General features: G+C 30.7%; 22 protein-coding genes. 2 read left to right on the forward strand and 20 right to left on the reverse strand.

Going from position 1 to position 24,423, the window contains the following annotated elements; genetic code table 11:
- Positions 1-575: 575 nt before the first annotated feature.
- Positions 576-2,033: a tetratricopeptide repeat protein gene (locus ACQQ6V_RS02075; protein ID WP_448843938.1), complete on the forward strand. Its 1,458-nt coding sequence runs from the start codon at positions 576-578 to the stop codon at positions 2,031-2,033.
- Between the two features lie 164 nt (positions 2,034-2,197).
- Here ACQQ6V_RS02075 and ACQQ6V_RS02080 read toward each other — a convergent pair whose 3' ends face one another.
- Together ACQQ6V_RS02080 and ACQQ6V_RS02085 are read right to left on the reverse strand one after the other, a co-directional pair.
- Positions 2,198-2,914, reverse strand: coding sequence for a DUF2071 domain-containing protein (locus tag ACQQ6V_RS02080; protein WP_448843939.1), 717 nt, complete (start codon positions 2,912-2,914; stop codon positions 2,198-2,200).
- 273 nt (positions 2,915-3,187) lie between these two features.
- Entirely contained in the window at positions 3,188-3,619 is a 432-nt protein-coding gene (locus ACQQ6V_RS02085) for a hypothetical protein (RefSeq protein WP_448843940.1), read from the reverse strand.
- Between the two features lie 456 nt (positions 3,620-4,075).
- Here ACQQ6V_RS02085 and ACQQ6V_RS02090 point away from each other — a divergent pair, with 456 nt between their 5' ends.
- Positions 4,076-5,611 (forward strand): SulP family inorganic anion transporter, encoded by a 1,536-nt coding sequence (locus tag ACQQ6V_RS02090; protein ID WP_448843941.1) that lies wholly within the window; start codon positions 4,076-4,078, stop codon positions 5,609-5,611.
- A gap of 7 nt (positions 5,612-5,618) precedes the next feature.
- Here the strand turns inward: ACQQ6V_RS02090 and ACQQ6V_RS02095 are convergent, their stop codons facing one another.
- The 18 genes from ACQQ6V_RS02095 to ACQQ6V_RS02180 form a co-directional block, all read right to left on the reverse strand.
- Positions 5,619-6,254, reverse strand: coding sequence for a hypothetical protein (locus ACQQ6V_RS02095; protein WP_448843942.1), 636 nt, complete (start codon positions 6,252-6,254; stop codon positions 5,619-5,621).
- A 119-nt stretch (positions 6,255-6,373) separates the two neighbouring features.
- Complete coding sequence (locus ACQQ6V_RS02100; protein ID WP_448843943.1) at positions 6,374-6,859, reverse strand: toxin-antitoxin system YwqK family antitoxin; 486 nt, start codon at positions 6,857-6,859, stop codon at positions 6,374-6,376.
- 206 nt (positions 6,860-7,065) lie between these two features.
- Entirely contained in the window at positions 7,066-9,012 is a 1,947-nt protein-coding gene (locus tag ACQQ6V_RS02105) for a hypothetical protein (protein WP_448843944.1), read from the reverse strand.
- A gap of 330 nt (positions 9,013-9,342) precedes the next feature.
- Entirely contained in the window at positions 9,343-9,783 is a 441-nt protein-coding gene (locus ACQQ6V_RS02110) for a hypothetical protein (protein WP_448843945.1), read from the reverse strand.
- Positions 9,784-10,160: 377 nt separating this feature from the next.
- Positions 10,161-10,721, reverse strand: coding sequence for a hypothetical protein (locus ACQQ6V_RS02115; RefSeq protein ID WP_448843946.1), 561 nt, complete (start codon positions 10,719-10,721; stop codon positions 10,161-10,163).
- 656 nt (positions 10,722-11,377) lie between these two features.
- On the reverse strand, positions 11,378-12,289 hold the full coding sequence (locus ACQQ6V_RS02120) for an IS982 family transposase (protein ID WP_448843791.1): 912 nt from the start codon (positions 12,287-12,289) through the stop codon (positions 11,378-11,380).
- An 85-nt stretch (positions 12,290-12,374) separates the two neighbouring features.
- Positions 12,375-13,805, reverse strand: a complete 1,431-nt coding sequence (locus tag ACQQ6V_RS02125) for an ATP-dependent nuclease (protein ID WP_448843947.1) — start codon at positions 13,803-13,805, stop codon at positions 12,375-12,377.
- A gap of 330 nt (positions 13,806-14,135) precedes the next feature.
- Positions 14,136-15,434, reverse strand: a complete 1,299-nt coding sequence (locus ACQQ6V_RS02130; RefSeq protein ID WP_448843948.1) for a DUF389 domain-containing protein — start codon at positions 15,432-15,434, stop codon at positions 14,136-14,138.
- Positions 15,424-16,578: a Na+/H+ antiporter NhaA gene (gene nhaA / locus ACQQ6V_RS02135; protein WP_448843949.1), complete on the reverse strand. Its 1,155-nt coding sequence runs from the start codon at positions 16,576-16,578 to the stop codon at positions 15,424-15,426. Before nhaA ends, ACQQ6V_RS02130 begins: the two co-directional genes overlap by 11 nt.
- A 250-nt stretch (positions 16,579-16,828) precedes the next feature.
- Entirely contained in the window at positions 16,829-17,071 is a 243-nt protein-coding gene (locus ACQQ6V_RS02140; protein WP_448843950.1) for a hypothetical protein, read from the reverse strand.
- Position 17,072: 1 nt separating this feature from the next.
- Positions 17,073-17,801, reverse strand: coding sequence for an LEM-3-like GIY-YIG domain-containing protein (locus tag ACQQ6V_RS02145; RefSeq protein ID WP_448843951.1), 729 nt, complete (start codon positions 17,799-17,801; stop codon positions 17,073-17,075).
- 225 nt (positions 17,802-18,026) lie between these two features.
- A complete protein-coding gene (locus tag ACQQ6V_RS02150) occupies positions 18,027-19,217 on the reverse strand; it encodes a T9SS type A sorting domain-containing protein (protein ID WP_448843952.1) in 1,191 nt (396 codons plus the stop codon).
- A 729-nt stretch (positions 19,218-19,946) separates the two neighbouring features.
- Positions 19,947-20,684 carry a hypothetical protein gene (locus ACQQ6V_RS02155; protein ID WP_448843953.1) on the reverse strand — a complete coding sequence of 246 codons (738 nt, stop codon included), beginning with the start codon at positions 20,682-20,684 and terminating at the stop codon, positions 19,947-19,949.
- An 82-nt stretch (positions 20,685-20,766) separates the two neighbouring features.
- On the reverse strand, positions 20,767-21,081 hold the full coding sequence (locus tag ACQQ6V_RS02160) for a helix-turn-helix domain-containing protein (RefSeq protein ID WP_448843954.1): 315 nt from the start codon (positions 21,079-21,081) through the stop codon (positions 20,767-20,769).
- Positions 21,082-21,321: 240 nt separating this feature from the next.
- Complete coding sequence (locus ACQQ6V_RS02165; RefSeq protein ID WP_448843955.1) at positions 21,322-21,753, reverse strand: transposase; 432 nt, start codon at positions 21,751-21,753, stop codon at positions 21,322-21,324.
- Between the two features lie 21 nt (positions 21,754-21,774).
- Positions 21,775-22,644 (reverse strand): hypothetical protein, encoded by an 870-nt coding sequence (locus ACQQ6V_RS02170; RefSeq protein WP_448843956.1) that lies wholly within the window; start codon positions 22,642-22,644, stop codon positions 21,775-21,777.
- 19 nt (positions 22,645-22,663) lie between these two features.
- Entirely contained in the window at positions 22,664-23,488 is an 825-nt protein-coding gene (locus ACQQ6V_RS02175) for a hypothetical protein (protein ID WP_448843957.1), read from the reverse strand.
- A gap of 46 nt (positions 23,489-23,534) precedes the next feature.
- Entirely contained in the window at positions 23,535-24,398 is an 864-nt protein-coding gene (locus ACQQ6V_RS02180) for a hypothetical protein (RefSeq protein ID WP_448843958.1), read from the reverse strand.
- Positions 24,399-24,423 lie beyond the last annotated feature (25 nt).

The raw sequence follows: 24,423 nt of genomic DNA on the forward strand, positions 1-24,423 counted from the left end.
AATCAAATATTGGGGGAGGACGAATGACGATAAACTGTATTTCTATAAAAGAAAGAACCATAGTTTTATAATTAATTAAGATTATTATTTCTTACAACTACCTTTTTGTTTGATACATTTAATGTTAGACCAGAAGTGACGGTCGCTTCTTTGATATAAATGTTCTGTATAAAATTTTCACTGTTTTGTACAGGTGTATTTTCCTTAATGACAGTATTCTTTGATACTTTAAAGAGTGTATTATTTTCAATATAAATTTGTACAGAGATAGGGATGAAAAATATCAGACATAAAACACCGAACAGCATACATGTACTGTTCGGTTTTTGGATAGTTATCCTTGTTATTATGCCCTTTTTTTTCATCATTTGGATTTTTATTTCCTCTTACAAATGTCTATTTATGAAGCATTAAAACATGAGATTATGATACTACAATAGTATTACATTTATTTAAAGTGTTGGTTGTTAGTTGTTTGGGATATTTGTGTATTGCTACCTATTATTTAATTAAAATCATAAAACAATTACCTTTGCTAATATTTTTTTAGTATAAAACAATTTATTTTTTTGTGTATGAAAAAACTAGTATTGACGTTTTTTCTTCTTTTATCATTGATGAGTTATTCTCAAGAAAAAGAGCTGCGAGAAATTGATTTACTAATTCATTTATCTTCAAATTATCTTTTTAAAGATGCTATAAAATCGCTTACTTATGCAAAAGAAGCTAGTAAAATGGCAGAAAAATCAGGCAACAAAGTTTTGATGTTTGGTTGCTATATGAAATTAGCAGATTGTCTCTTTAGGTTAAATATGCATGACAAAAGTTTACAATACATTTCTAAAGCTGATAGTATCCTGCCATCTAAGAATAATATTCTGGAAGCTAACCTTACTGAAGTTAAAATTATAAATTTTGTTGCTTTAGAGATGGATGATATGGAGTTAAGAACAGCCCATAGAACATTAGAAATTCTATCGATAGAGCATTCAAATGAAGCACGGGAGGTCAAAGCTAAGGCATTTACCTATCTATGTGATTATTATTTGATCCAAAAGAATTATGAGAAGGCTAATGAATGTGTAAATAGAACCATCGAGCTTAATGAAAGTATAACCCGTCTAAAAATTATTGATACTTATATCCAAAAAGCTGATGTATTAATGGGTATGAAAGAAATGGACTCTGCTTTCTTGTATTTACAAAAAGCATTGAGTAAGATTGATGAGAAAAAAGATAATTCACGCAGTTGTGCCGTTTTGTGTGCTTTAGGTGCTTTTTTTGATAGGTCCGGAAATTATGTAGAAGCATTGGAGAACTACAATAAAGCTCTAGACGAAATCAATATGTTTCAACTCATTGACATAGAATGCAGCATGCTTGCGAAAAAAAATATAAGCACTATTTATAGTAAATTGGATGATAAAGAAAATAGTGAAAAATATAATACAGCCTATAAAGAAGATCGTAAAAAATACAATGAAGGAAATGATAAAGGTCTTATAGAAGCTGTTAATTTAATATTAGACGAAACAAATCCTAAGAAAAAAGACCAAAAAGAAAAAACAGTAGATATTATTATAATATTAAGTCTAATTTTTATTTTGTCATCGATATACTGTTATTTGCGATATAAAGCTCAATTGTTAGCATTGAATCAAAAGTATAATTTAATAATGATTAATAAAAACTTAGAGTCAGAAAATGAAATACTTCATAAAAAAGCTGAAGAAAATCAATTTTCTGATTTGATCTTATTAGCTAAAAATAATAGTCCAGAATTTTTGATACTTTTCGAAGAGCTTTATCCCAATTTTGTAATAAATTTAAAAACAATCAATCCAAAAGTTAAAAACCCTGAAATTTACTTTTGCGCTTTGGCTTTCATTAATTTTTCCACAAAAGAAATTGCACAATATACTTTTGTTTCCATAGCTGCAGTCCAATTGAGAAAACACAGAATACGTAAAAAATATGATATTCCTTCGGATGTAGATTTTAATACCAAGATGAGGGAACTTAACTCTAATTAATGATTTTACTCTGTAAATCTACAGCAAAGATTAATAAACTATCTTGTTTCCAAAATAAATCTAATAAATATTCTCACCTTTTTCAGATTCTGATAAGAAGGGTTTTCTGCTTTTGTATCTATTAAAAAAGGCTTTTACGATTTTTCACCATAGTTCTATGCCATCTACTGTCGTTTTATTGTTTTCAGAGATTTCCATTCATGTTCAATGTTTTCCATCAAAATTGCGTTGTCAAATTTTATGCTTCCTTTTGGGAAAATATTTTCGTTTTCAAAAAAACTTGATTTTATATTATCCACTTTAAGCGGTTTTACTTTCCAATTATAAGTTTCAAGTTTTAATCCATCAAAATTTTTTCCATTTGGAGAATAACCAATTGAACCTTTTTCAAAAAAAGTAGAAACATTTTCCAATGTTTTGAATATTGATTTTTCATCAAATTTATCTGTGAATTTTGCATCAATTTCAATAGTTGTATTGTCAGAACTTGTAAAGTCTAAATGATAATTTTCATCTTCCTCTTTAATATTAAATTTTGCATAATAATGTTTTCCTGGAAAAACCCGTCCTCCAACCAAAGAATTTAGTTTTAAATTTGTATCTCGTCTTGGAATATAAACTCCTTCTTTTAATTCTCCATTTTCAACCCATTCTACGGCAATTCGGTGAGCTCCATTTTCTGAATTTATCCCAATGAATTTTGGGAATCCTTTTGGCTTAATATCTTTTAGTCGAATTAGACATATTCCAACAATAGCTTTTCCTTCGTAAAGTTTTGGGAGAAATGGTTGAGGTAAAATTTTTCGAACAACTTCGGAATCTGCTACATAATTAATAAGCATTCTTCGTTCAATTATTCCGTGAATTGTTGGTATTTTCATTGATTGACGAGTGTTTTTATGAAATTATAGCTAACGGAAAGTTTGTGGTTTTGAGAACTTTAGTTCAAAAAATCTCAAACAGAACTGATGCTTTTTTGTGGAATAAACTTACGAAAAAATATATAATAGAGAATATAATAAAGAAAAAGCGAGAATTTTCAAATTTGTAGAAAACTCCGCTTTTTCTTAATATAAAATGAGCAACGACTCATTCTATTGAATTATTTTAAAATGTATTTAATTAATAAGTTTAAATATTGAAAAAAAGAGTTATTAATTCTTTACAACAAATTCTTTTTTACCATTAATGTAAAGAGCAGCTTCCTTTGCATCATATTTATAAATATCATTTTTATAGCTGTCGTCTGTAGATTTGTTAATAATAATGTTAGATTTTTTATCACCTGGTAAGAATAACTCAACTTTAGATTTATCATCATTAAATATAACAAAAGCGCTAATCACAGCTTCTCCATTTTTAACTATAACAGGGTTAAGCCTAACGCCGGTATCAAAAACTCTTACGCAGTTTTGTTTCAATTCACTCCAAGTTTGGCCTGTAGCAGCAATGCAGCCATGTTTATCTTTTTCTCCTCCGATAGCTGTTGTTTTATTATTGGTATTTTCGGCTGTGTTTTTGTTTTGTTGATTATTACAAGCCATTATAGATAATAAACTCAATGATAATAATGTGAAATTTTTCATTTTTTTTTAGTTTTTAATAATCGATGAATTTAATCAAATACGATGCCATTTTGTTAATAACAAGGTTGTTGGTATTGGTGTTTTATATAAATAAACGAACTATGTATGATATGTTTTAGATGTTTGTTATTTTACTGATAACGTGTGTTTTATGATTTTTATTAAAATTGTGAGTAGGGTAGTGATTTTTAGTGAGTTGAAATATTTTTACGATAGTATTTTATAATTTTAATAATTGTTCAGAAAAAATATAGATCTTAAAAAAAAATGTAATTTTGCATTTTAATGAAAACAATAGTAATGATATCAATTCGAGTTACTTCTCCTTAATTTTTAGGCTAAATTGTTGTGTTTTCCAGTTTTAATTTATTGACTATTTAGATATTAGAAACCTTCATTTTTTCTACACATTCTTTTTTCTTATTTATATTTTACATATTTCAATACTCTTCATACATGCAGAAAATTATCAATTTATTTGATTTTAAACAAAAAATTAATTACAAAACCGAAATTCTTGCTGGATTTTCTGTGGCTATGACCATGATTCCCGAGTCTTTATCTTTTGCTATTTTGGCGGGACTTTCTCCATTGACAGGACTCTATGCCGCATTTTTGATGGGTATTGTGACTGCAATTTTAGGAGGTCGTCCTGGGATGATTTCTGGAGGCGCAGGAGCAACTATTGTTGTACTTATTGCATTGGCCGCGTCAAAAGGCGTAGAATATCTTTTTGCCGCAGTTATTTTAGGCGGTATAATGCAATTTTTAGTTGGAATTTTCAGGTGGGGCAAATTTGTAAGGTTAATACCGCAGCCGGTTATGTATGGTTTTTTAAACGGTCTTGCGGTTATCATTTTTATGGCACAAGTTGTCCAATTTAAAGTCGTCCATAATGGGATCGAAACTTGGATGCAGGGAACAGAACTCTATGTAATGGCTGGATTAACCTTGTTAACCATGGCTATTGTATTTTTATTTCCAAAATTGACTAAGGCTGTTCCATCATCGTTAGTTGCAATATTTCTTGTCTTTGGTATTGTATATTTTTTTCATATTGATACTAAAAAAGTAATTGATATAGCATCAGTAGGAGGTTCTATGCCTTCGTTCCATATCCCAGCTATACCTTTTAATTTAGAAACTTTGAAAATTATTTTCCCCTATGCTTTGGTTATGGCAGGTGTTGGTTTAATAGAAAGTTTATTAACCCTGAATATGGTCGATGAGATTACAAATACTAAAGGAAAGTCTAACCGTGAGGCTGCAGCACAGGGTATTGCTAATATAGTAAATGGGTTTTTCGGAGGTATGGGCGGTTGTGCAATGGTTGCGCAGACATTAGTCAATATTGGAGCTGGTGGAAGAGCCCGATTATCAGCAATTGTGGGATCACTTGCAATCCTACTGATTATTCTCGTTGCAGCACCTGTGATAGAGCAAATACCTATGGCAGCTTTGGTTGGTGTAATGATGATGGTAGCCATTGGAACATTTGAATGGGTAAGCTTCCGAATTATTAATAAAATGCCTAGGCACGATATTTTTATAGGTATGTTGGTAGCTATTATTACGATATTACTGCATAATTTAGCTTTAGCTGTCTTAGTAGGAGTTGTGATTTCTGCTTTGGTATTTGCTTGGGAAAGTGCCAAACGGATACGTGCAAGAACCCATATTGATGAAGATGGTGTAAAGCATTATGAAATTTTTGGTCCACTTTTTTTTGGATCTACTAGAACATTTGCCGAAAAGTTCGATGTGACAAATGATCCAGAAGTTGTTATTATTGATTTTGAAGAAAGCAAAGTTGTAGATATGTCTGCAATAGAAGCATTAAATAAAATAACGGAGCTTTATCAAAAACAAGGAAAGAAGCTTCATATACGACATTTGAGTTCTGATTGTCGTCAACTTTTAAAAAATGCAGAAAGTATAATTGAAATCAATATTATTGAAGATCCAACTTATAAAGTGATGACCAATAAATAATTATAATCTAGTAACCAGAAGTGATTGTTTTCTCATTTGAGATTATATTTTTCCCTCGCAAAATATCAAGAGTTGAAGTCAAAAGATCATTTATTTCTGGATGTGATTTTTCACGCGGAGAATGCGACCAAATAGTTTTATTTATTCCATGGTTATTAACGTTAATTTTAACTGTCGTTCCATCTAAAACGATACGATTTTTGTTTGCTTCTTTTTTTTCAAAAAAATCTGAATTTTCTACCTTGAAGAGCTTCACAAGATTGTCAAATTTTTCAAACTCGTTTTTTATTATTTCAGTTTTAAAAGTAGAGTAGTACGAATTATTTTCATTCAGAATTTCCATTTTTCGTGAGATAGACTTTACCGAATTACTTTTTATGGATTTATTTTTTAAACTGAAATATTGCTTTCTATACTTTTCCATTTTATTTTCATAATTTTTACTCGTTGATACGCTATCAAGAATTTTGAGAGTTATAAAGTATTTCTGTGAATTTTCATCAATATCAATTTTGAATTTTCGACCAGAAACTGAATTATTGGCTTCAATACTTATCTGTGAATATAGATTTGAAACGGATAAAAATAAAAAAAGACAGAAGATAATTCTAAAATTAATTTTATGCTGGCGGGATGTTAACATTGACAATGTTTTTCTAAAAATAAACCCCGCTTAAAAAGGCTAAAACGAGGTCGTTGATTTTATCTTTTACCTGAAAATTGAAGTTGTGCAACGGTTACCGGTGTTAGCTGCAGTCTTTTTTATTCGATTAGTTTTCCTTCTTTGTAATTTTGAATAATCTTTTCGCTTCCATTTTCTTTATACATTTCCCACTTTCCATCATAAACTCCATTTTTCCATTCTCCAATTCCTCTCAAATTTCCGTTTTCATACCAATATTTGTGAGTTCCGTTTGGTTTTCCATCAACAAATTCTCCTTCACGAGCTTTTTTTCCATTTTCATTCCAATATTCCCAAAATCCATTTTCTTTTCCATTTTCTATTTTCCCTTTTGAATAAATTTTTCCACTTAAGTAATAGGTTATTTTATTTCCATCAGAAATAGGTTTGAATTCAAGAGTTTTTGATTTTTCTTCAGTCAAATTTTGTCCATTTTTAATAAAGTCAGATTTTGAGATTAAAGTGTATTTTACATAAATTTCATACTTATCTAAATCAATATTTTGTGAATATAGATTTAAAGAAGAAAAAGCACTTATTAAAATTGTGAAAATTTGTTTATACATCGTTTTTTGGAAAGATTACAGATAACGGAAAAAGGCTTTGCGAAGTGGCGGAAAATCGAAGTACGAAGTTTCGATTTATACGGAACGTAGCAAAAGCCTTTTTCTATTTGCTAATTTATGAAAAAAAGCAATAAAATTGGCTTTTGCGGATTAAATGCACAAACTTTCAATTTAGACTGAAAACCAGCCATTTTGCAAAACCCTTCTTATCGGATGTTTCTTTTTTCACATTCATTTAAAACAAGATTTTCAAGGCTTTTATTCAATGAATAATTATTCAAAGATGAACCTAACCATTTAAATTCATTATTGATAAATTTTGGTAAATCAAGGTCTGTAATTTCGCAATATTGTAACTTATCTCTAAGAAAGACTGTACAAGTTTCTTCATATGTACCTTCATCATAATTACCAACTCTCCAAACATTTTCAACTTTAGAAAAATCCCAATATTTATTTATAAAGTCGACAGTTAATTTACCGTTAAAAAACAACATTTCATTTAAAACAATATTTTCAAGACACGATTCTACTAAATCATCATCCCAGATTATATTATTATTTCTAAATAAATCTTTCCACAAGGAATTATATATATATTCGGTATAATTACCAAAATCACTAAATTTGAATCGGTGAGAATTTGATATAGATATTTGCGACCAAAACGTTTGAAATTCTTTAATGACATCTTTAGATATGTTCGCATTTTTGCAGAAATCAGATAGAATCCAAGCATCTTGATTTTTAACGTATTTTTTGAACATTGATACATTCCAAGATATATTCTTGTTGCTAACTAAGTTTTTGCTAGTGCTTTTATCTATATATTTATCTATAACTTCTTCGTTCCAAGTAGTGTTACCTTTTTGGAAAAATATATCCCAATTTAAATATTCTTTATATTTTTCTAGTTGGTTGATTGAGAAAAATATTGATTGGTTAGCAGATAAATATTCCCAGTTTATAATATCTTTATAAGTGTCTATTAGTTCATCATCCCAAAATACGTTATTATTTGATTCAAAATATCCAGTCTGATTATATTTCTTACAAAATGATTCCAAAGGAGAATATGGAGTTTTCCTTTGATTGACTTTTGAATTTGCGTTAAAAATGTATTCAGAATATTTGTCTATGAAATTTTTGTCCCAAAATAAGTGAGGGTGTATGTTAACAAAATTCCAATCTAAAATGTTTTTCTGTGACTCAATGATTTCAAAATTAAACTTAAATGATTCATTTCTTAGAATTTCCTCCCAATCCCAAAATTCAGCAAACTCTAAAATTAAATTAGATGATAAATTAATATTTGGTACTTGAGATAAGTGTTTTAGATCTAATTTTGTACCATATTTTTGAATCAGGTAATCATCAAATAATATTTTAGAATTTTTCGATAGTAGTTGAAAATCTAAAAAGTTTTTGTGTTTTTCAATTATTGAATAGTTCCAATCAACATTCTCGTTTCTTTCAAATTCGACCTTCCATTTATTAATTATATCTTCACAAAAAGTTAAATCATCACGATATGTAATATTATCTGATTCAAAAATGTATTTGTAATATTTTTCAATTAATTGTTCACTCCAATATAGCTTATTATTAGCCTTTATATATTTCCAATGTAAGAAATCTTTGTACTTTTCAATAAAATCAAAATTCCAAGGCAACGCTGGATTTTTTGAAAGGTCTTCCCATTCCCATATATTAACTTCAATTCCCTTATCAATATTTTCATAAGTCCAATGAAATCTTCTTTCATCACTCAAACTTCGCCATTTTACTTTGTCTCTAAATAATGCCCATATTTCTAAAAATAATTTTGATTGACTAGATTTAATACAAAAAGTATTGAATTGTTTTGAAAATGATATGTTTTGTCCAAAAATATCTTCTAAAGCATTAAGAAGTTCTTTGGTTTCATATATAACACAGAATGTTGAATGCTCATTAATTTTGTAGTTATTATTATTATGATTATCTAATTTTTTTTCCGTTTTACAATTTTCTTTTATTTTCTTCAAATATCGTTTTAAAACATTCTCTTCTTTATTTAAATCCATTATTGTTGAAACTATATTCTCACTTTTAACATCCATATTTTCGAAAAAGTCTTTTATCTTCTTAATGGTTTCTAAATCGTTATTCATGTGCTATATTTTGTGAAATATCCGATAACGGAGGCTCGGCTTTGTGAAGTTTACTCAGGAAGCTTGCTTCTAAGAGTAAATTTCTCAAAGCCGAAGTTTTGCGATGACGACCGGTTCTGGTCGTTTCGTAACAACGGAAAAAGGCTTTGCGAAGTGCGGGAATTCGAAGAACTTTAGTTCAAGGATTCACAATCGTAGCAAATGGCTTTTTCAGATTGTTAAATTAATAAAAAAAGCAATATGAAAAGCCAATTTGCGGATAAATATCTAAAATAGTTCAACTTAGACTTTAACCCCGCATTTTGCAAAACCTATATTGTCTGCAGTTTTTTAGTAGATTTCTCCATTAAAAGTATGAGTGCAACAATTACAAAATTTTTTCATTTTTTCTTTCGTTAATGTTGGATCGCATTTTTGTAAAATATTTGATTCATCTACATATAATCCCGAAAAATATGATGATTCTCCAGTTCCAATATAATTATTCTTATCAGTTTCATTCAATGCAACCATCCAAAATATAGGTTCAGTTTTATTTAACCTGCTTTTTGCTTCACTAAATATTTCATCCCAATTTTTTCCAACTTTTGAAAGTAAAAATTTGAAAAGAGGAGTGTAGTCAAGTCCTCTTTCAATATTTCTTTTCATTTTTCCTCTAGTTTGATTTTCATCAATTTTTATAGCACGCTTAAAACTTTCACCATAATTATGATGAACATTATAAGTTTTCGTATTGACTTTTCGAAATAGTTTAGATTTAACTTTATTCATTTATGCAGAATTTTTGGAAAAATTGCAGACAACGGAGGCTCGGCTTTGTGAAGTTTACTCGAGAAGCTTGCTTCTAAGAGTAAATTTCTCAAAGCCGAAGTTTTGCGATGACGACCGGTTCTGGTCGTTTCGTAAAACGTCGGCGTAGCCGAGCCTCCGTTGTTGCGACAGCGACCATAGGGAGTTGTCGCAACAACGGAAAAAGTATTGGCGAAGTGCGGGAATTCGAAGAACTTTAGTTCAAGAAAGACCAAACGAAGCCGATGCTTTTTCAATGGAACTAAATTAAAAAAAAATGTGGAATTGAAAAGCAGCGGCGGCAAAAAAGTTATGGATTTTCAATTCAGACATAAACCCCGCATTTTGCCAATACCGTGTTAGCCGACGTTTTTCTTAACTACTTGTTTAATGATTTTCTTTAAGTCTTTACTTTTTGTTTTCATATAGATTACACCGGAACTTCCACTCATTCCATAAATTGCTGCTCCTTGTTGAGGATTTAAGATTTGAATTGAAATGTTTTCCTTGTTGATATTTTCAAGAATTTCTCTATAGTTAGGTTCTTCGCTTAAGTCAATATGTATGCTTTTTCTTTTTCCATATTCAAGTATGAACAAAATTTTTATTCCGCATGGATTCCCTTTATTGTCAATGTTTTCAAGATTTATTGACGGACTATGAATTGTTATTTTAGAATTATATTTTTTATAGATTGTATCAAAATCTAATTTTTCTTTTATTAAGACAATTCTTTTTAAGATTTGATTTTCATTTGTAATCAAATGAAGCCAATTATTATTCCTTTCTTGTAAATCGCAGTCTTTATATTTCAAGTTAGATGGTTCTAATCTTGAATTTTCTTTAATTTGTGCATTTAAACAACTAACAAAAAATATTGCTAAAACAAATAAAATTTTTTGAAGTCGAGTTGTTGTCATAAAATGTCGGCTAACGGAGGCTCGGCTTTGTGAAGTTTACTCAGGAAGCTTGCTTCTAAGAGTAAATTTCTCAAAGCCGAAGTTTTGCGATGACGACCGGTTCTGGTCGTTTCGTAAAACGTCGGCGTAGCCGAGCCTCCGTTGTTGCGACAGCGACCATAGGGAGTTGTCGCAACAACGGAAAAAGTATTGGCGAAGTGCGGGAGAAAGGGAACTAAAAGTTCAATTTTCGACCAAGCTGAGCCGATATTTTTCCATGAAACTAAACTACAAAAAATATGTGGAATGGAAAAATAGCGGCGGCGAAAAGTGATGGATTTTCAATTCAGAGTTTAGCCCCGCATTTTGCCAATACAATGTTAGCCGACGTTGTTTTAATCGATTATCTGTTCAGCGAATGTTAATCCTATTTTGCTATTAAAGTCTTTCAGTTTAATAGATTTTCTCACAATATACCTTGAAATCACTCCCTTTTGTTGTTTGCCAATTGGCTTTATTAAATCTCTTGCTCCCTGTTCAAATTCTTTATATTCATTTTTAAAACCATTTGATATTAAATCTTTTTCAAAAGCATTCTCAAAATCTTTCTCTAAAATAACAATTTTTGTTTTTGGTTTATTTGAACTTTCTAAAACTTTAATTAACGTGAGTTCGAGTTAAGCTGCGATTAATCTATCTTGATCAATAATGTCACAATTTGTATTGATTGATGGTTTTTTATCAAAGAAAGAGTAGGCTGCCAAAGCAGACAAAATATTGAGAACAAAGTTGTCAAAACTTCTGTGACGGGTATGTTCTATCTGACAAATATTCTTAAGCTCATCGTTTACAGATTCTATTAATGCCCTTTTTCTAAGCATAATTTTATCCTGGAGAAGCATTAAACAATTCTTCATATTCTTCTTTATTTTTGTGATTAAATGAACTCCATCTATAAAAAGTTGCTCAAACAGATCTTTCCCAATATAGCCTTTATCGCCGAAAAGTTTTCCGAAAATCCATTTGTGCAGATCCATACTTTTCAGGGGTTCTCTGTCGTCTACATTGCCTGTTGTCAGGATAAAATCCAGAATCTCACCCCTGTCATTGATAATCAAATGGAGTTTAAAACCATAAAACCAACCCAGAGAACATTGTCCTTTCTGAGCGATATTTTTGAAGGTTTTGTGCTGCTTTTCCCTTTTGATGTGACAAGCCCTGATGGGTGTTGAATCGATGAAAGATATGCCGGTACACTTTCCCAGACACATCATTTTTACGAAAACTGCCATGGGTACATTCACTTTCTTTTGGAGCTCTACAAACCTGTTGTAGGAAACCGTTACAGGAAATTCTTTCTTCATATGTCTTTGAACGTAGCCCTGATAAAAGTGCTTGAGATTTTTGAAAGCACCGTAATGAAACAGGATCATAATAGTCATCACTTCGCTTTGAGACATCGCAGATTTTCTGTTTCTGGTCTTGATTTTGGGGTCTTTCAGAGCGTAATCTTTCAGAATATGGTTAAATTCTTTAAAAAACTCATCAACAATGTAATAAATAGTTGTAATTTTATCATCAGAAATCATAGCGGAAATTTTAGTTAAATATTTGACTTTCAATAGCTTAAATATACTAATTTTTTCGCTTTTTTCTATTATAATTTATCACTTCTTACATCGAACTCACGTTAATTATGTCTACGTCATTCGTTATATCTTCAGAAGTTACTCCAAAACAGTTTGCAATATTTACGTTCGAAGATTTCTTGTCAGGCGAATCATCAGAATCAATAACAACTGTAATTGGAATTCCGAACTTTGAATATAAACGCCAATATTTTGGAATTTGATTTTTCCCATTTACGGGAATGACTGATATTCCCATTGAATCACAATCAATATCAAGTTCCTTTAATAATTCTGGGATACATAATTCTTCTGTTTCTCCCTCAACTAGAAATAATTGTTTTGCAAAAAAACCTTCATTAAGTTTTACATTTGATGTAGTTTTGTAATATTCTTGTAAACTTTCTATAGTTATTTTATTTTCTGGCACTCCAGTTTTTATACAGTGTTCAACTAAGTCTGATTTTGAACAAGTGATAAGTTTCGTTTGGAATTTTCCATCATTTTCTTCATCTACGACTTTTACTACTCTCCCAATTTCATCAAAAAATTCTGTATCGATAAATGAATCCGAATGCGTTGAAATTATAACTTGCATTCCTGATTTTGAAATTTCTCGCAGTTCTGCAAATAAGTGCCTTCTAGCTTGGGGATGTAGAAAAAGTTCAGGTTCTTCAAGTGCTAAAATCCCATTAATTTCGCCACCTGAACTTTTAAAATTTTTTGCAAAACTTTTTAATAATGCAATTAATATTAAATTTCTTGCTCCTTCTCCTAATTCTGTTAAATCTAATGGTTTATCTCTTTCTTCTGGATCAATACCCAAAATTTGCATGGTTTTAAAATAATTTGAAGGAGTAAATGGTTGAAAATCTACTTCTACTTTTGTCTTAAATTTTGGGAGAAGAGATTTATAGTTATCTGTAAAATCGGATTTAAAACTTTTAAATCCAGGAACAGTATCGAAAATTTCAACTAATTCTTCAAATTTTTCATTTAAATTGCCTCGAATCTCAGCAGTTACATTTTTATGAAATGCTTTTCTAATTCTTCCAATTAAAGTCCAATCATAAAATGATAAATGTTTATCTAATGTTCTATCTGCTCCAAGATATGTTGATGGAAAATCTTCCTTAATACTTGGAGTTCCAAAAGGTCTTTTGCTTGTTTGTTCCCAATTTTGATAATAATTTAATCCCCATTTATTTGAATTTGGAGAAAAATTAACACTGTATTTATTATCAAAAAATAAATTAATTTCAATATTTAAATCGTGGTTTCTACAATAATAGTCATGGTCTTCTAACTTTTCTTTTCCTATCCAACTTTCACCGCAGATTAAATCAATTGCTCTTATAATATTTGATTTACCAGCATTATTTTCTCCGACTAAAATTAATATTCCAGATTCAGGAAAGTTTAATTCCAACTCTTTAATAGATTTAAAATTTTTAATCTTTAATTTTGACAGTTTCATTTAAGGCAGTAGTTTTTTTACAATGTCGGCTAACGGAGGCTCGGCTTTGTGAAGTTTACTCGAGAAGCTTGCTTCTAAGAGTAAATTTCTCAAAGCCGAAGTTTTGCGATGACGACCGGTTCTGGTCGTTTCGTAAAACGTCGGCGTAGCCGAGCCTCCGTTGTTGCGACAGCGACCATAGGGAGTTGTCGCAACAACGTTTCGGGGCTTTGCGAAGTTGGGGATTAAAATGCACTAAGTTTCAGCCTAGCACAAATGTATGTAAAAAGAACGAATGTTGAAATTGGCACTTCAGCCCCAATTTCGCAAAACCCTTGTTACCTGCTGCCCTTATTCTTGTTTGATTAGTTTCACGTTTGTTGTTTTCAATTTTTGGTTTAACCAATTTTTTATTTTTTCTGTATCTACATTTTCCTTTTTATTGTCAATTTGATAAAGAACAACTGTTATAATTTTTGTACTATCAGTATTTTGATTTAATAAATGTTTTCCGAAAGACACATTTTTAAGTTCTGGAAATAATATTTTTAATTCTTTCTGAATGTCAGAATTATCAAATTTATATTCTCCAAGTTCATTTTGAAGATTATTTATTAAAATATCTTTTTCAGATAAATTTTTGTTTTGATTATTTAATTCGTTTAATATTTCACTTTTTAAATCTTTTGCATCTTGTTTTATTTCTAATTTTGTATTATTAATATCGTATTGAACTAACTTTTGGTTTAACACTTTTATTTCTTCAGCATTAAATTTTTTGGTCAAAAATGCAACTTCAATTTTTTTGGGATTTGAATTAAATTTTGTGTTCTTATAAATAATTGTGTAGCCTTTATTTGTAAACTCGTTTGATATAAATTGTTCAACTTTTTGAGTGTACTTTTTTTCATTGAGTAAATTATAAGCCAAATAGAAACTTGGAATTATCATAATCAAAATTAAAGAAGTGATGCCGTATCTAATTTGTTTTTCAAATTTAGGATTCAAACTTCTTACAGGTTCATATTTTAGATATTTAATTATCAAAAAAGTAGAAATACATATAAAAAAGCAATTAATCGTGTATAAATAAAAAGCACCAAAAAAATATGAAAAATTTCCTATCGCTAATCCATAACCTGCTGTACAAAGAGGAGGCATTAAAGCCGTGGCGATAGCCACGCCTGGAATTGGATTTCCTTTTTCTACTCTTGTTAGAGCAATAACACCTACTAAACCACCAAAAAAAGCGATAAGAACGTCATAAATGTTTGGAGATGTTCTTGCTAATAGTTCTGATTGAGTTTCTTTAAATGGACTTATGTAAAAATAGATTGAAGCAACTACTAAACTTACAATTGTTGCTATTAATAAATTTTTTCCCGACTTTTTCAGTAGTTCAAAATCATAAATTGCCAAGGCAAAACCTGCTCCAACGATAGGACTCATTAGTGGAGAAATAAGCATTGCGCCAATTATTACTGCTGTTGAATTTACATTTAAACCAACCGATGCAATTACAATAGCACAAGCTAAAATCCATAAATTAGAACCACGAAAAGAGATATTAGATTTTATATTTTCTAAAACTTTTTTTTGTTCTTCTTCGCCATTATGAAGACTTATAAAATCAAAAATTTTATTGCTCATCGTCTATATATGTTTTCTTTAAAATTCCATTAAGAACAAAAAAGCCTAAAAGCCCTGCAATTAATGAGGAAATTAAAATTATTAATTTTGAGTTATTTATTATTGTTTCGTTCTCAAAAGCAAGTAAGGTTACAAAAATAGACATTGTAAAACCTATTCCTGCCAAAAGTCCTACACCAAAAATTGATTTCCAATTTAAATCTGATGGCAGTTTGCAAAGTCCAAAAGTGACTGCTAAAAGTGTGAATAGAAAAATACCCAAAGGTTTGCCAATAATTAGTCCAAGTGCAATTCCTAAACTGTTATTTTCTGATAATGTTTGAGTTATATCTCCACTAAAAACTATTGCTGTGTTTGCTAACGCGAAAATCGGTAAAATTATAAAAGCAACTGGTTTGTGTAGAAAATGTTGCAAAATATAGGAAGTTGATTTTTCGCCTCCATTACCAAATGGAATGGCAAAAGCCAACAAAACACCCGTAATGGTGGCGTGAACGCCTGAATGTAGCATAAAATACCACATTGCAACACCGCCTATTAAGTAGGGAATTAAATTTCTCACTTTTAGTTTTCCGATGATAAATAATAAAAGCCAAATTCCTAATGCGATAAATAGGTTTGTCCAAAGCAAGGTTTTGGTGTAGAAAATGGCAATGATAATAATTGCACCCAAGTCGTCAATTACGGCTAATGCTGTCAAAAATATTTTTAGAGAAGTTGGTACTCGATTGCCTAACAGTGATAAAATTCCCAAAGCAAAAGCAATATCTGTCGCCATTGGAATACCTGCACCTGATTGCGTTGCAGTTCCATAATTGAATAATAAAAAAATTCCTGCTGGAATTAGCATTCCACCAAATGCACCAAAAATTGGTAATAAAGCATCTTTGATATTTGAAAGTTCGCCTTGATAAATTTCTCTTTCTAATTCCAACCCAATGAGCAAAAAGAAAATAGTCATTAATCCATCATTAATCCAATGCTCAAAACTGTGTCCTGCAAATTGTATTTGAAAAAAATCGTGATAATTTGTTCCAAAATTTGAGTTGGCAAGTGCTAATGAGACAATTGTACAAGAAATTAAAACAAGTCCACCTGCTTTTTCGCTGTTAAAAAAATCTGTAAATAATTTAGTTGCTTTCATTCGTTTTGTCTGTCTGTCAATTGTTTGTACGGTTGCTCATAGGGTTGCAGGTAACGGGAAAAGTATTGGCGAAGTGCGGGCTTAATTTGAACAAATGTTCAAGTTCAGACCAAACGGAGCCGATGCTTTTTCAGATAAGCTAAGTTAATAAAAAAAGATTATATGAAAAGCAGCGGCGGATAAATATTTCCGCTTTTTCTATTTTATATTTAACCCCGCATTTTGCCAATACAATGTTATCGGCAGTTTTTTATATTTTCCCAAAATAATTTTTTATATGCTTTTCAATAGGAGCATAGAAATAATCTGCAATATGTTCAATTACTCCCAAAATATATTCTTTGAAATCTTCTTCATTTGGTTTTGTATTATTGGCAAAATAATCTTTTTCATAAAACCAATATTTATAAGCCCAATAATTTTCTTCTTCATTAAAAGGATTCTCTTTTTCTCCCTTAAAATACTTTGTATATGAATAAACTTCTTTTTCCATATCAACAATTTATATACATTATTGGGTTTGCATTTCCTTTTTTGAAATAATCTTCAACGGATTTATACTTGTATTTTTTTTGAATATTTATTGACGCAATATTTCCTATAAATTCGACTCTATCATCAATTATTTCTATTTTCCCTCGCACACTCATTGATTCTCCAGCTTTTAACCAGGTTTTTATTTCGTAAACTTCTTGAATAATTCCATTATACACAGCAAAAGCATATTTTGCATTTTTTGCTCTATCAATATTCAATTTCCAATATCCTCTTGTAAAGTCATAAAGTTCCATTTCATTCATCGAATATCTGAAATTTTGATTTATTCTAATAAGTAATGAAGGTTCTTCAATTTGGATTTTTTGCTTAGAATATGCAGAAATAATTTGTTTTATAGTCATTCTTCCAAATTCAGCACTTTTAAAACCAATTTGTTTGTTCGTTAAATTTTTAATTCCCAGCAAATCAATAATTGCAGATTCAATTCTTAAAACTGAATCATCTTCAATTCCATGAATTAAAATTTCAATTTTTGGTTTAAGACCTTTTTCAAGAAGTTCATTGAGGTATTCAACTTTTTCGCATTCCTTTTTATCTTTCAAATGGTCAAAAACTCTATTGCCTTTTCCTTTTCCAACGTAAAATATTTTTTCTGTTATTGGATCTGAATAAATATAAACGTAATTTTTTAAATTCTCAATTACATTTTTAGGAAATTGGTTCATAGACGTGTTTTTGGTAAAATTGCCGATAACGAGAAACGGCTTTGCGATGTGCGGGCTTTGGAAACCAGATAGTTATATAAAAACCGAACGTAGCAAAAACCATTTTTCTTTTTGTAGATATAATAAAAAATCAAAAAGAAAATGGTTTTTGCGGATTATTTTTACACAAGTTCAACAAACACTAAATCCCGCATATTGCAAAACCGATGTTAGCAGAAGTTTTTGTTAATTTATAATTACCTTTTTTGAATTTGTTCTGTTTTGATAATTATAAATCACAAAATAAACTCCTTTTTGCATTGGAATTTCCTTATTCTCATTTTTTGCAATTTTTTGACTTGATATCATTTGACGACCCAGTAAATCAATAATATAAAAATCTGCTGAATAATTTTTAGTTCTAATTACAATAGCATTTTTAGTGGTGAAAATTTTTAAATGTTCAACAGAATTTTCGTTAGTAGATAAAACGCTTCCATATTTATATAAAGTATTGCTTCCGACAGCGTATCCTACGTTACCAATAAACTCAAAACTTCCAATGTAGTCTGTATTTGGAACAGTATACATTATTTCTTTAGTGACAATATTATAAATATTTTTATCTGCATAACCTATAAAGAGGTTATCAGAATATGAACCTGAACAAGCAAATCGTATGAAATTATTTGTGAGTTTTTGCCAAGTATTACCAACTTTTGTAAATGTTGTTCCATCATATCCAAGAGATCCATAATTGTATTCTCCTGTTGCAAATCCTCTGTAATTCACTCCCGTAAATTTATGTGATTGAGATGTTGCTGTTGGAGGCATTGTGAAAATTTCAGACCAATTTTCTCCAAAATCGGAAGTTTGAAACAATTTTTTATCTGCAATTCCATATCCAAATCCTGTATTACGGTTAATACTTTTCCCTGTTGCAATTACATCAAAATCACTAGAAGTATAAGTTTTGAATAAATTCCAATTTTGTCCGCCATCTGTAGTTTTATACATTGCTGTTGTTGTAATCATAACACCATCATTTGAAGTAGAAAATCTCAAACTTTTAAGATAACCTAAAGCATTACTTATAGTTGAAACTGTCCAAGTTGCTCCGTTATTTGTGGTTCTATAAATATTTTGTCCTTGATATGCCCAAATTGTATTTTCGTCTATATATGTAATTCCTGGAGCAAAACTCACATTATTTTGTTTAAAGATTTCCGACCAAGTTGTTCCTCCATCATTAGTGTATTTTATAGTTCCTTTTCCGTCATTACTAAACCCGACAACAAAGCCTTTATTTTCATCAATAAATGAAGCGAACTTATTTTGAAAATGGTCTGTAAATGTATACTTTAAACTCCAAGAGTTTTGGGAATACCCGATTAGAAATGTGAAAATTGAAATTAGAATGAATATTTTTTTTTTCATAAATTTTGTTTTAACAGTTTTTTGGTTAAAATTTCTGCTAACGGAAAAAGTATTGGCGAAGTGCGGGATAAGAATTTCAAAATGAACAACTTACACGAACTTGAGCAAAAAACTTTTTCGTGGAACTAAATTACAGAAAAAATGTGAAACGAAAAGTTTTTTTGCGACGAAATACAAACAAATCTTTCTATTATACATTTAACCCCGCATTTTGCCAATACAATGTTATATGCAGTGCTTTTTGTTCAGTTAGTTGTAAAATATGCAGGAGTAGTGGTGGGAAATTTATTCTTTTTTAGCGGTGGGCGAAAGATGGTAGGGAAAAGCTCTTTTGCAATCTTGGGTTTTGCGTTGGGTGAAGCGGATTGCAAATGTGCTTTTTCCTAAGCGTTGGCTTTTTTAGTTTGTGTTTTGGTTGTTTGTAGGAAAATACTAAACTCCGATGAAAGAATACTAAACTCCTGCGTTAGTTTTCTAATTGTTTATGTTAAAATACTAAATCACTGTGCGAGTTTTCTAAACTCCGATTGAATATTTCTAAACTCTTGCGTTAGTTTTCTAATTGTTTGTGTTAAAAAACTAAAGTATTGTGGTAGTTTTCTAATGTTTGGTGGAAGATTTCTAATTGTTGGTGGGAGTTTTCTGTTTTTGGGTTTTGGTTTTCTTTAAAATAGAAAGAGTTACCTTGATTTTGTGGGCAACTCTTTGGGTTTTGTTTTTAAATTTTGGTTAAGACACTCGGTTTGTGAATTTAATTCCGCTGACTTGTTTGTATTGTGGGGAGGTTGCTCCGAAGATGGATTTTACATAATTTTTTATGTCCATTGCTATATCAACTAAGCCTGTATCTTTTGAATAGAGTGTGTTATTTCTTGAAATTCTTGCGTTGCTGTATGTTACTTCGGCATTTATCACGTTGGTATTTGTGGTTTGTAAATTATCTCTAAATGTGGTAAGTGAAGCAACGTTTAAATCTGTTTCATTTGGTGTGTAGGACGGAACAGAAGAAACTAAATCTATGAGTGCAGAGAAGTTTTCTGTAAGCATATCATAGCTTTGACGTGAAACGGATACTTGGTTGTTGGTTTCTGGTTGTCCGTTGTCGGGATTTGAGGCTTCTTTTGTTCCTGCTCTTCTTCCTTGTAGTCTGTTATTGATGGTTTTTGCGTCTGCAATCGTTTGATCTGTGGCATCTGTAACGGAAATAAAATTAAAAATTTTTGTTGCTAAAGATTTAAGCGGTTCGAATGCTACTTGACGATCTCCTGTTATGGTATCGAAAGCATTTTTTGCAGTTGTTACATTTGCAATTTCTGTTTGTGCAGATGTGAGCAACGTATTTAATGATGGTAATTGCAATGCTGTTTTGGGCGGATTGTAGGTGGTTCCGAATGCAGTACAATAAGCAATTAAGTCTGCAAAATTTGCGACATTTTTAGCGTGTCCTACTTCTGATGTACTCGGCATAATATTTTGTTTTTTAGGTTAGTACATCAAATATAATGAAAATATTTCCTTGTTTTTGTTACAAGTTATTATTTTTTATATACTACAAGAATATTTTTTTCCACTTGGCAATCGTATTTCGGCTAAGTGAGAAATGATTAGCTAATTGACTGTTGTTGAGTTTATATTTTTTTTGATACTCCAGATATTTCAAAATATCGGATTTTGTGTATGAACGGTATTTTTGATTTGATTTTTCGGAGATTTTATCGGGCTTTCCAAATACTTTTGTATTAAGCGCAATTACATCAATTGCTGATAAGTTTTTCTTTTCTAAAATGGATAAGCATTCTTCTTTTTTATGAGGGTGTTTTTTTTTGATAATATCAACGTAAATAGCTTTGTAATCGGGTGCCATTAAGATGTGGTTTTTCAATAGGTTTAAAAGCATATCTGAATTATTCTAATTGTTTTTTGGTGAGAAATACCCATGTCGTAGTAAAAACTCCTTTTTACCACTTCGAGTGGTAATAATGGTTACTGTGAAGAAATAATACATAAATTATAATACCATAATTATAGGGTAATACTAAATGAATTATTCTCGTTAACAATATTGAATATATTATTGATATAAAGTGTTATCTAAATATTATTCTTACTGTTTACTTTCATTTTTATATTTGCTTATCCATTTGTAAAGTGTTGTTTTAGGAATTTTATATTTTTCTATCACTTCATATTTTGTCATTTCTCCAATGGAAATTTGTTCCAGTATAAAATTGATGACTTCTTTGGTGTAAATGTTTTTTCGGAATTGCGGAAGTTGTGTTTTTTCGTTTTTTACACCTTTTTCTGCCGAGGGTGGTGCATATAAAATAAGATGCTGAGAGTATAAACGAAAGAAATCATATTCTAATAATTTACTCAATTTCAACAAAACATCAGTAGGAAGGTTTTCCTCAAGATACATTTTATTGATTTCTTCTTCAGTGCATTTCATAAAATTACAGATGCGGGATATTTCTATCCCGCTTTCCGTAACTCCTTTTTTCACCATTTGTCCTATATGGATGTTTTTGAAATTCATCGTGTTTTTGGAATCGCCTTCTTAGTTTATAGGTAATGCATAAAAGAAATTTTCCCAGTTTGCGGCATCGAATCTATAGCTTGTAAGTGGGGGTGTTGGCTGGGTAGCAGTCAGTGTAACATCATTATATAGCGGTATGTTTTTTAAAAAAGTGTAAAGTGTAATGCCTGCGGGATTGGTTACATTCACAATTAAGCTTCCTTGTATCATATTGAGACTAGTATTACCTCTATTTTTAACCATCCTTCCTCCAAAAGCGGCTGTAGTACCTGCACCAGATTCATAATTAAAACCTGTTGTATTAATAGAAGTATTTGATGAGCTTAAAAAAACCGGCAAATAATAGCTATAACCTAATGGATATGAAACGGGTAAATAGACTGATAGACCAAGATATACCGCGTATTTTCCAGGTTTTAGATTTATTGTTGCACCTATCAGTTTATAAGGAACTGTTGCTACAGTTGTAGGATCATTATCAGAATAAACTGAAGCCGGAGCAGAAAACCTCCCAATTACTTTATCTCGTTTATTGATGTCCTTCCAAGTAGCAAGTCCATTTGCGTCTGTTTGTAAAACCCTACCAGTCTTTTCATTACCATCTACTAATCTAAAACCTGTATTATATGTAGGATTTGTTAGAGTTGCATCAACGGATCTAATATCCAACTTAGTATCAGGATGTATTGTTCCTATTCCCATTTTTCCGTCAGGCATTACAATTACATCTTTGCTTTGTTCTGCAAAAGTAAACGTACTTCCAGAAGTAGGATTGTTTTTGTCCGCATCAATGTGAAAAGTTCCTTGGGGATTACCTGTATTTACGCCCACTTGAGCCGAAAGTCCTCCACAAATTATAAAGGATAATATGAATAATATATTTTTTTTCATTGTAGTTAAATTTTAGATATTACTTGTTAACAGGAATTGCATAAAAATAATTTCCTTTCGCATTTGGATCAAGCGACCATTGCACGCCAGATGTAGCACCACCATATCTCTTAACATTATCTAAGAGTAAATAGAGCGTAACAGATGGAGCAGTTACCGTTATGTTGGTTGTTCCAGCAAAAAAATTAGGAGAATCTGTAGTTTCATTCTTAATCAGTGCAGCCGCATAACCAGCATTAGTAGTAGCATCCTGAGAAAACCCAATCTGTTGTCTTACAACTTTATCGGTAGATACAAGACCATGTACCCATGTTCCATCACCAATATTTACATTCATTGTATTATTCAGTCTCAGTCCTGTATTTACAATCCAGTTGCCGGTAGTTAATTCAATTTTATAATTGGTATATCTATATTGACCACTATTTTGATCAGACGTAACAATTAAGCCAGGTGTTTCTATAGTTCCAACTACAGTACCTTTCGCTGTTCCCAAGACTGTCCATTTAGCATTTCCTTGATCGGTAGTTGAAGTAAGCATGGCACCAGCCGATTGAGAACCATCAATCAATTTGAATCCGGGTACAGGTAGTGCAGTAGTTCCGCCTGTCTGTATTTCTAATTTAGCAGTAGGGGTTATTGTTCCAAGTCCTACGTTACCGTTTTGTAGTACGGTAACATCATTTAGTTGTTGTGCTGGTGTATGTGCGGAACCAGTTTTAGGGTTATCTTTTCCTCCATCAATATTAAAAACACCTTGAGGGTTTGGAGTATTAATTCCGACTTGTGAAAATAAAGTTCCACAAAATAAAGATGAAATGAGTATAATTATATTTTTTTTCATTGTAGACATATTAAATTATTATGCTTATTTATAATGATTATTACTCTTAAGCGGGATTAATGGGAACTGCGTAAAAAATATTTTCCGCGTTGTTGGGTGTATATTGCCAAGATGCACCTGTTGCACCAGCAGGAGTTGGAATATTTTCTATTAAAATATACAAATATACACCACCTGGCCCTACATTAATTATTGAGCTTCCTTGTATAAAGCTACCATTGTTATCATTGGTTGTACCAGAAATGTAATTTGATCCTCGTATAATAACACCACCAATCGAAAAATCAGGATTATTGGTTACGCTCTCAACTGTAAAACCAGTTTGCGAAATTGTTGTTGGACTGGAAGAAATATATCCATTAAGGTAATAACTACTTTTGTAATCAATTGTTCCTCCTGATGCTACATAATTAAACCTCATACCAACATTAACGATCCATCTGCCTTCGGGGATATGCAACGTTTCCCCTGTGTTGATGAATGTGGCACCTGAATTATCCGAAGAAATAGTAGTCGACGACGACTGATTTGCAATTGGTGATATTGTAGATGTTACCCCTAAATTCAGTAACTTCCAAGTTCCTATACCGTTTGCATCGCTAATCATTGTATGCCCTGCGGTCTGGTTGCCATCCACAATTTTTATATCTGGTTTTGGTGAAGTTGATGTACCTCCAGTAACAACGGTGAATTTAACATTAGGTGAAGTTGCCCCTAATCCGACATTTCCATTTGCGAGAACTACCACATCATTAAGTTGTTGTGCTGCAGTTGGTGTTAAAGAACCTGCATTGTCTTTCTGTCCATCAATATTGAAAATACCAATTGGTTTTTCGGTTTTTATTCCAACTTGGCTATATACTGATAATGAAATTGACAAAAGTGCCAACACTAGTATTTTTTGTTTCATTTGTTTTAAAATTTGAATTAATTTT

The sequence above is a fragment of the Chryseobacterium electrogenes genome (genome assembly GCF_053553015.1).

What these genes read in the sequence shown, in the direction of transcription:
- ACQQ6V_RS02075 (WP_448843938.1), top strand. Translation starts at nt 576, where the DNA reads ATGAAAAAACTAGTATTGACGTTTTTTCTTCTTTTATCATTGATGAGT.
- ACQQ6V_RS02080 (WP_448843939.1), bottom strand. Translation starts at nt 2,914, where the DNA reads ATGAAAATACCAACAATTCACGGAATAATTGAACGAAGAATGCTTATT.
- ACQQ6V_RS02085 (WP_448843940.1), bottom strand. Translation starts at nt 3,619, where the DNA reads ATGAAAAATTTCACATTATTATCATTGAGTTTATTATCTATAATGGCT.
- ACQQ6V_RS02090 (WP_448843941.1), top strand. Translation starts at nt 4,076, where the DNA reads ATGCAGAAAATTATCAATTTATTTGATTTTAAACAAAAAATTAATTAC.
- ACQQ6V_RS02095 (WP_448843942.1), bottom strand. Translation starts at nt 6,254, where the DNA reads ATGTTAACATCCCGCCAGCATAAAATTAATTTTAGAATTATCTTCTGT.
- ACQQ6V_RS02100 (WP_448843943.1), bottom strand. Translation starts at nt 6,859, where the DNA reads ATGTATAAACAAATTTTCACAATTTTAATAAGTGCTTTTTCTTCTTTA.
- ACQQ6V_RS02105 (WP_448843944.1), bottom strand. Translation starts at nt 9,012, where the DNA reads ATGAATAACGATTTAGAAACCATTAAGAAGATAAAAGACTTTTTCGAA.
- ACQQ6V_RS02110 (WP_448843945.1), bottom strand. Translation starts at nt 9,783, where the DNA reads ATGAATAAAGTTAAATCTAAACTATTTCGAAAAGTCAATACGAAAACT.
- ACQQ6V_RS02115 (WP_448843946.1), bottom strand. Translation starts at nt 10,721, where the DNA reads ATGACAACAACTCGACTTCAAAAAATTTTATTTGTTTTAGCAATATTT.
- ACQQ6V_RS02120 (WP_448843791.1), bottom strand. Translation starts at nt 12,289, where the DNA reads ATGATTTCTGATGATAAAATTACAACTATTTATTACATTGTTGATGAG.
- ACQQ6V_RS02125 (WP_448843947.1), bottom strand. Translation starts at nt 13,805, where the DNA reads ATGAAACTGTCAAAATTAAAGATTAAAAATTTTAAATCTATTAAAGAG.
- ACQQ6V_RS02130 (WP_448843948.1), bottom strand. Translation starts at nt 15,434, where the DNA reads ATGAGCAATAAAATTTTTGATTTTATAAGTCTTCATAATGGCGAAGAA.
- nhaA (WP_448843949.1), bottom strand. Translation starts at nt 16,578, where the DNA reads ATGAAAGCAACTAAATTATTTACAGATTTTTTTAACAGCGAAAAAGCA.
- ACQQ6V_RS02140 (WP_448843950.1), bottom strand. Translation starts at nt 17,071, where the DNA reads ATGGAAAAAGAAGTTTATTCATATACAAAGTATTTTAAGGGAGAAAAA.
- ACQQ6V_RS02145 (WP_448843951.1), bottom strand. Translation starts at nt 17,801, where the DNA reads ATGAACCAATTTCCTAAAAATGTAATTGAGAATTTAAAAAATTACGTT.
- ACQQ6V_RS02150 (WP_448843952.1), bottom strand. Translation starts at nt 19,217, where the DNA reads ATGAAAAAAAAAATATTCATTCTAATTTCAATTTTCACATTTCTAATC.
- ACQQ6V_RS02155 (WP_448843953.1), bottom strand. Translation starts at nt 20,684, where the DNA reads ATGCCGAGTACATCAGAAGTAGGACACGCTAAAAATGTCGCAAATTTT.
- ACQQ6V_RS02160 (WP_448843954.1), bottom strand. Translation starts at nt 21,081, where the DNA reads ATGGCACCCGATTACAAAGCTATTTACGTTGATATTATCAAAAAAAAA.
- ACQQ6V_RS02165 (WP_448843955.1), bottom strand. Translation starts at nt 21,753, where the DNA reads ATGAATTTCAAAAACATCCATATAGGACAAATGGTGAAAAAAGGAGTT.
- ACQQ6V_RS02170 (WP_448843956.1), bottom strand. Translation starts at nt 22,644, where the DNA reads ATGAAAAAAAATATATTATTCATATTATCCTTTATAATTTGTGGAGGA.
- ACQQ6V_RS02175 (WP_448843957.1), bottom strand. Translation starts at nt 23,488, where the DNA reads ATGAAAAAAAATATAATTATACTCATTTCATCTTTATTTTGTGGAACT.
- ACQQ6V_RS02180 (WP_448843958.1), bottom strand. Translation starts at nt 24,398, where the DNA reads ATGAAACAAAAAATACTAGTGTTGGCACTTTTGTCAATTTCATTATCA.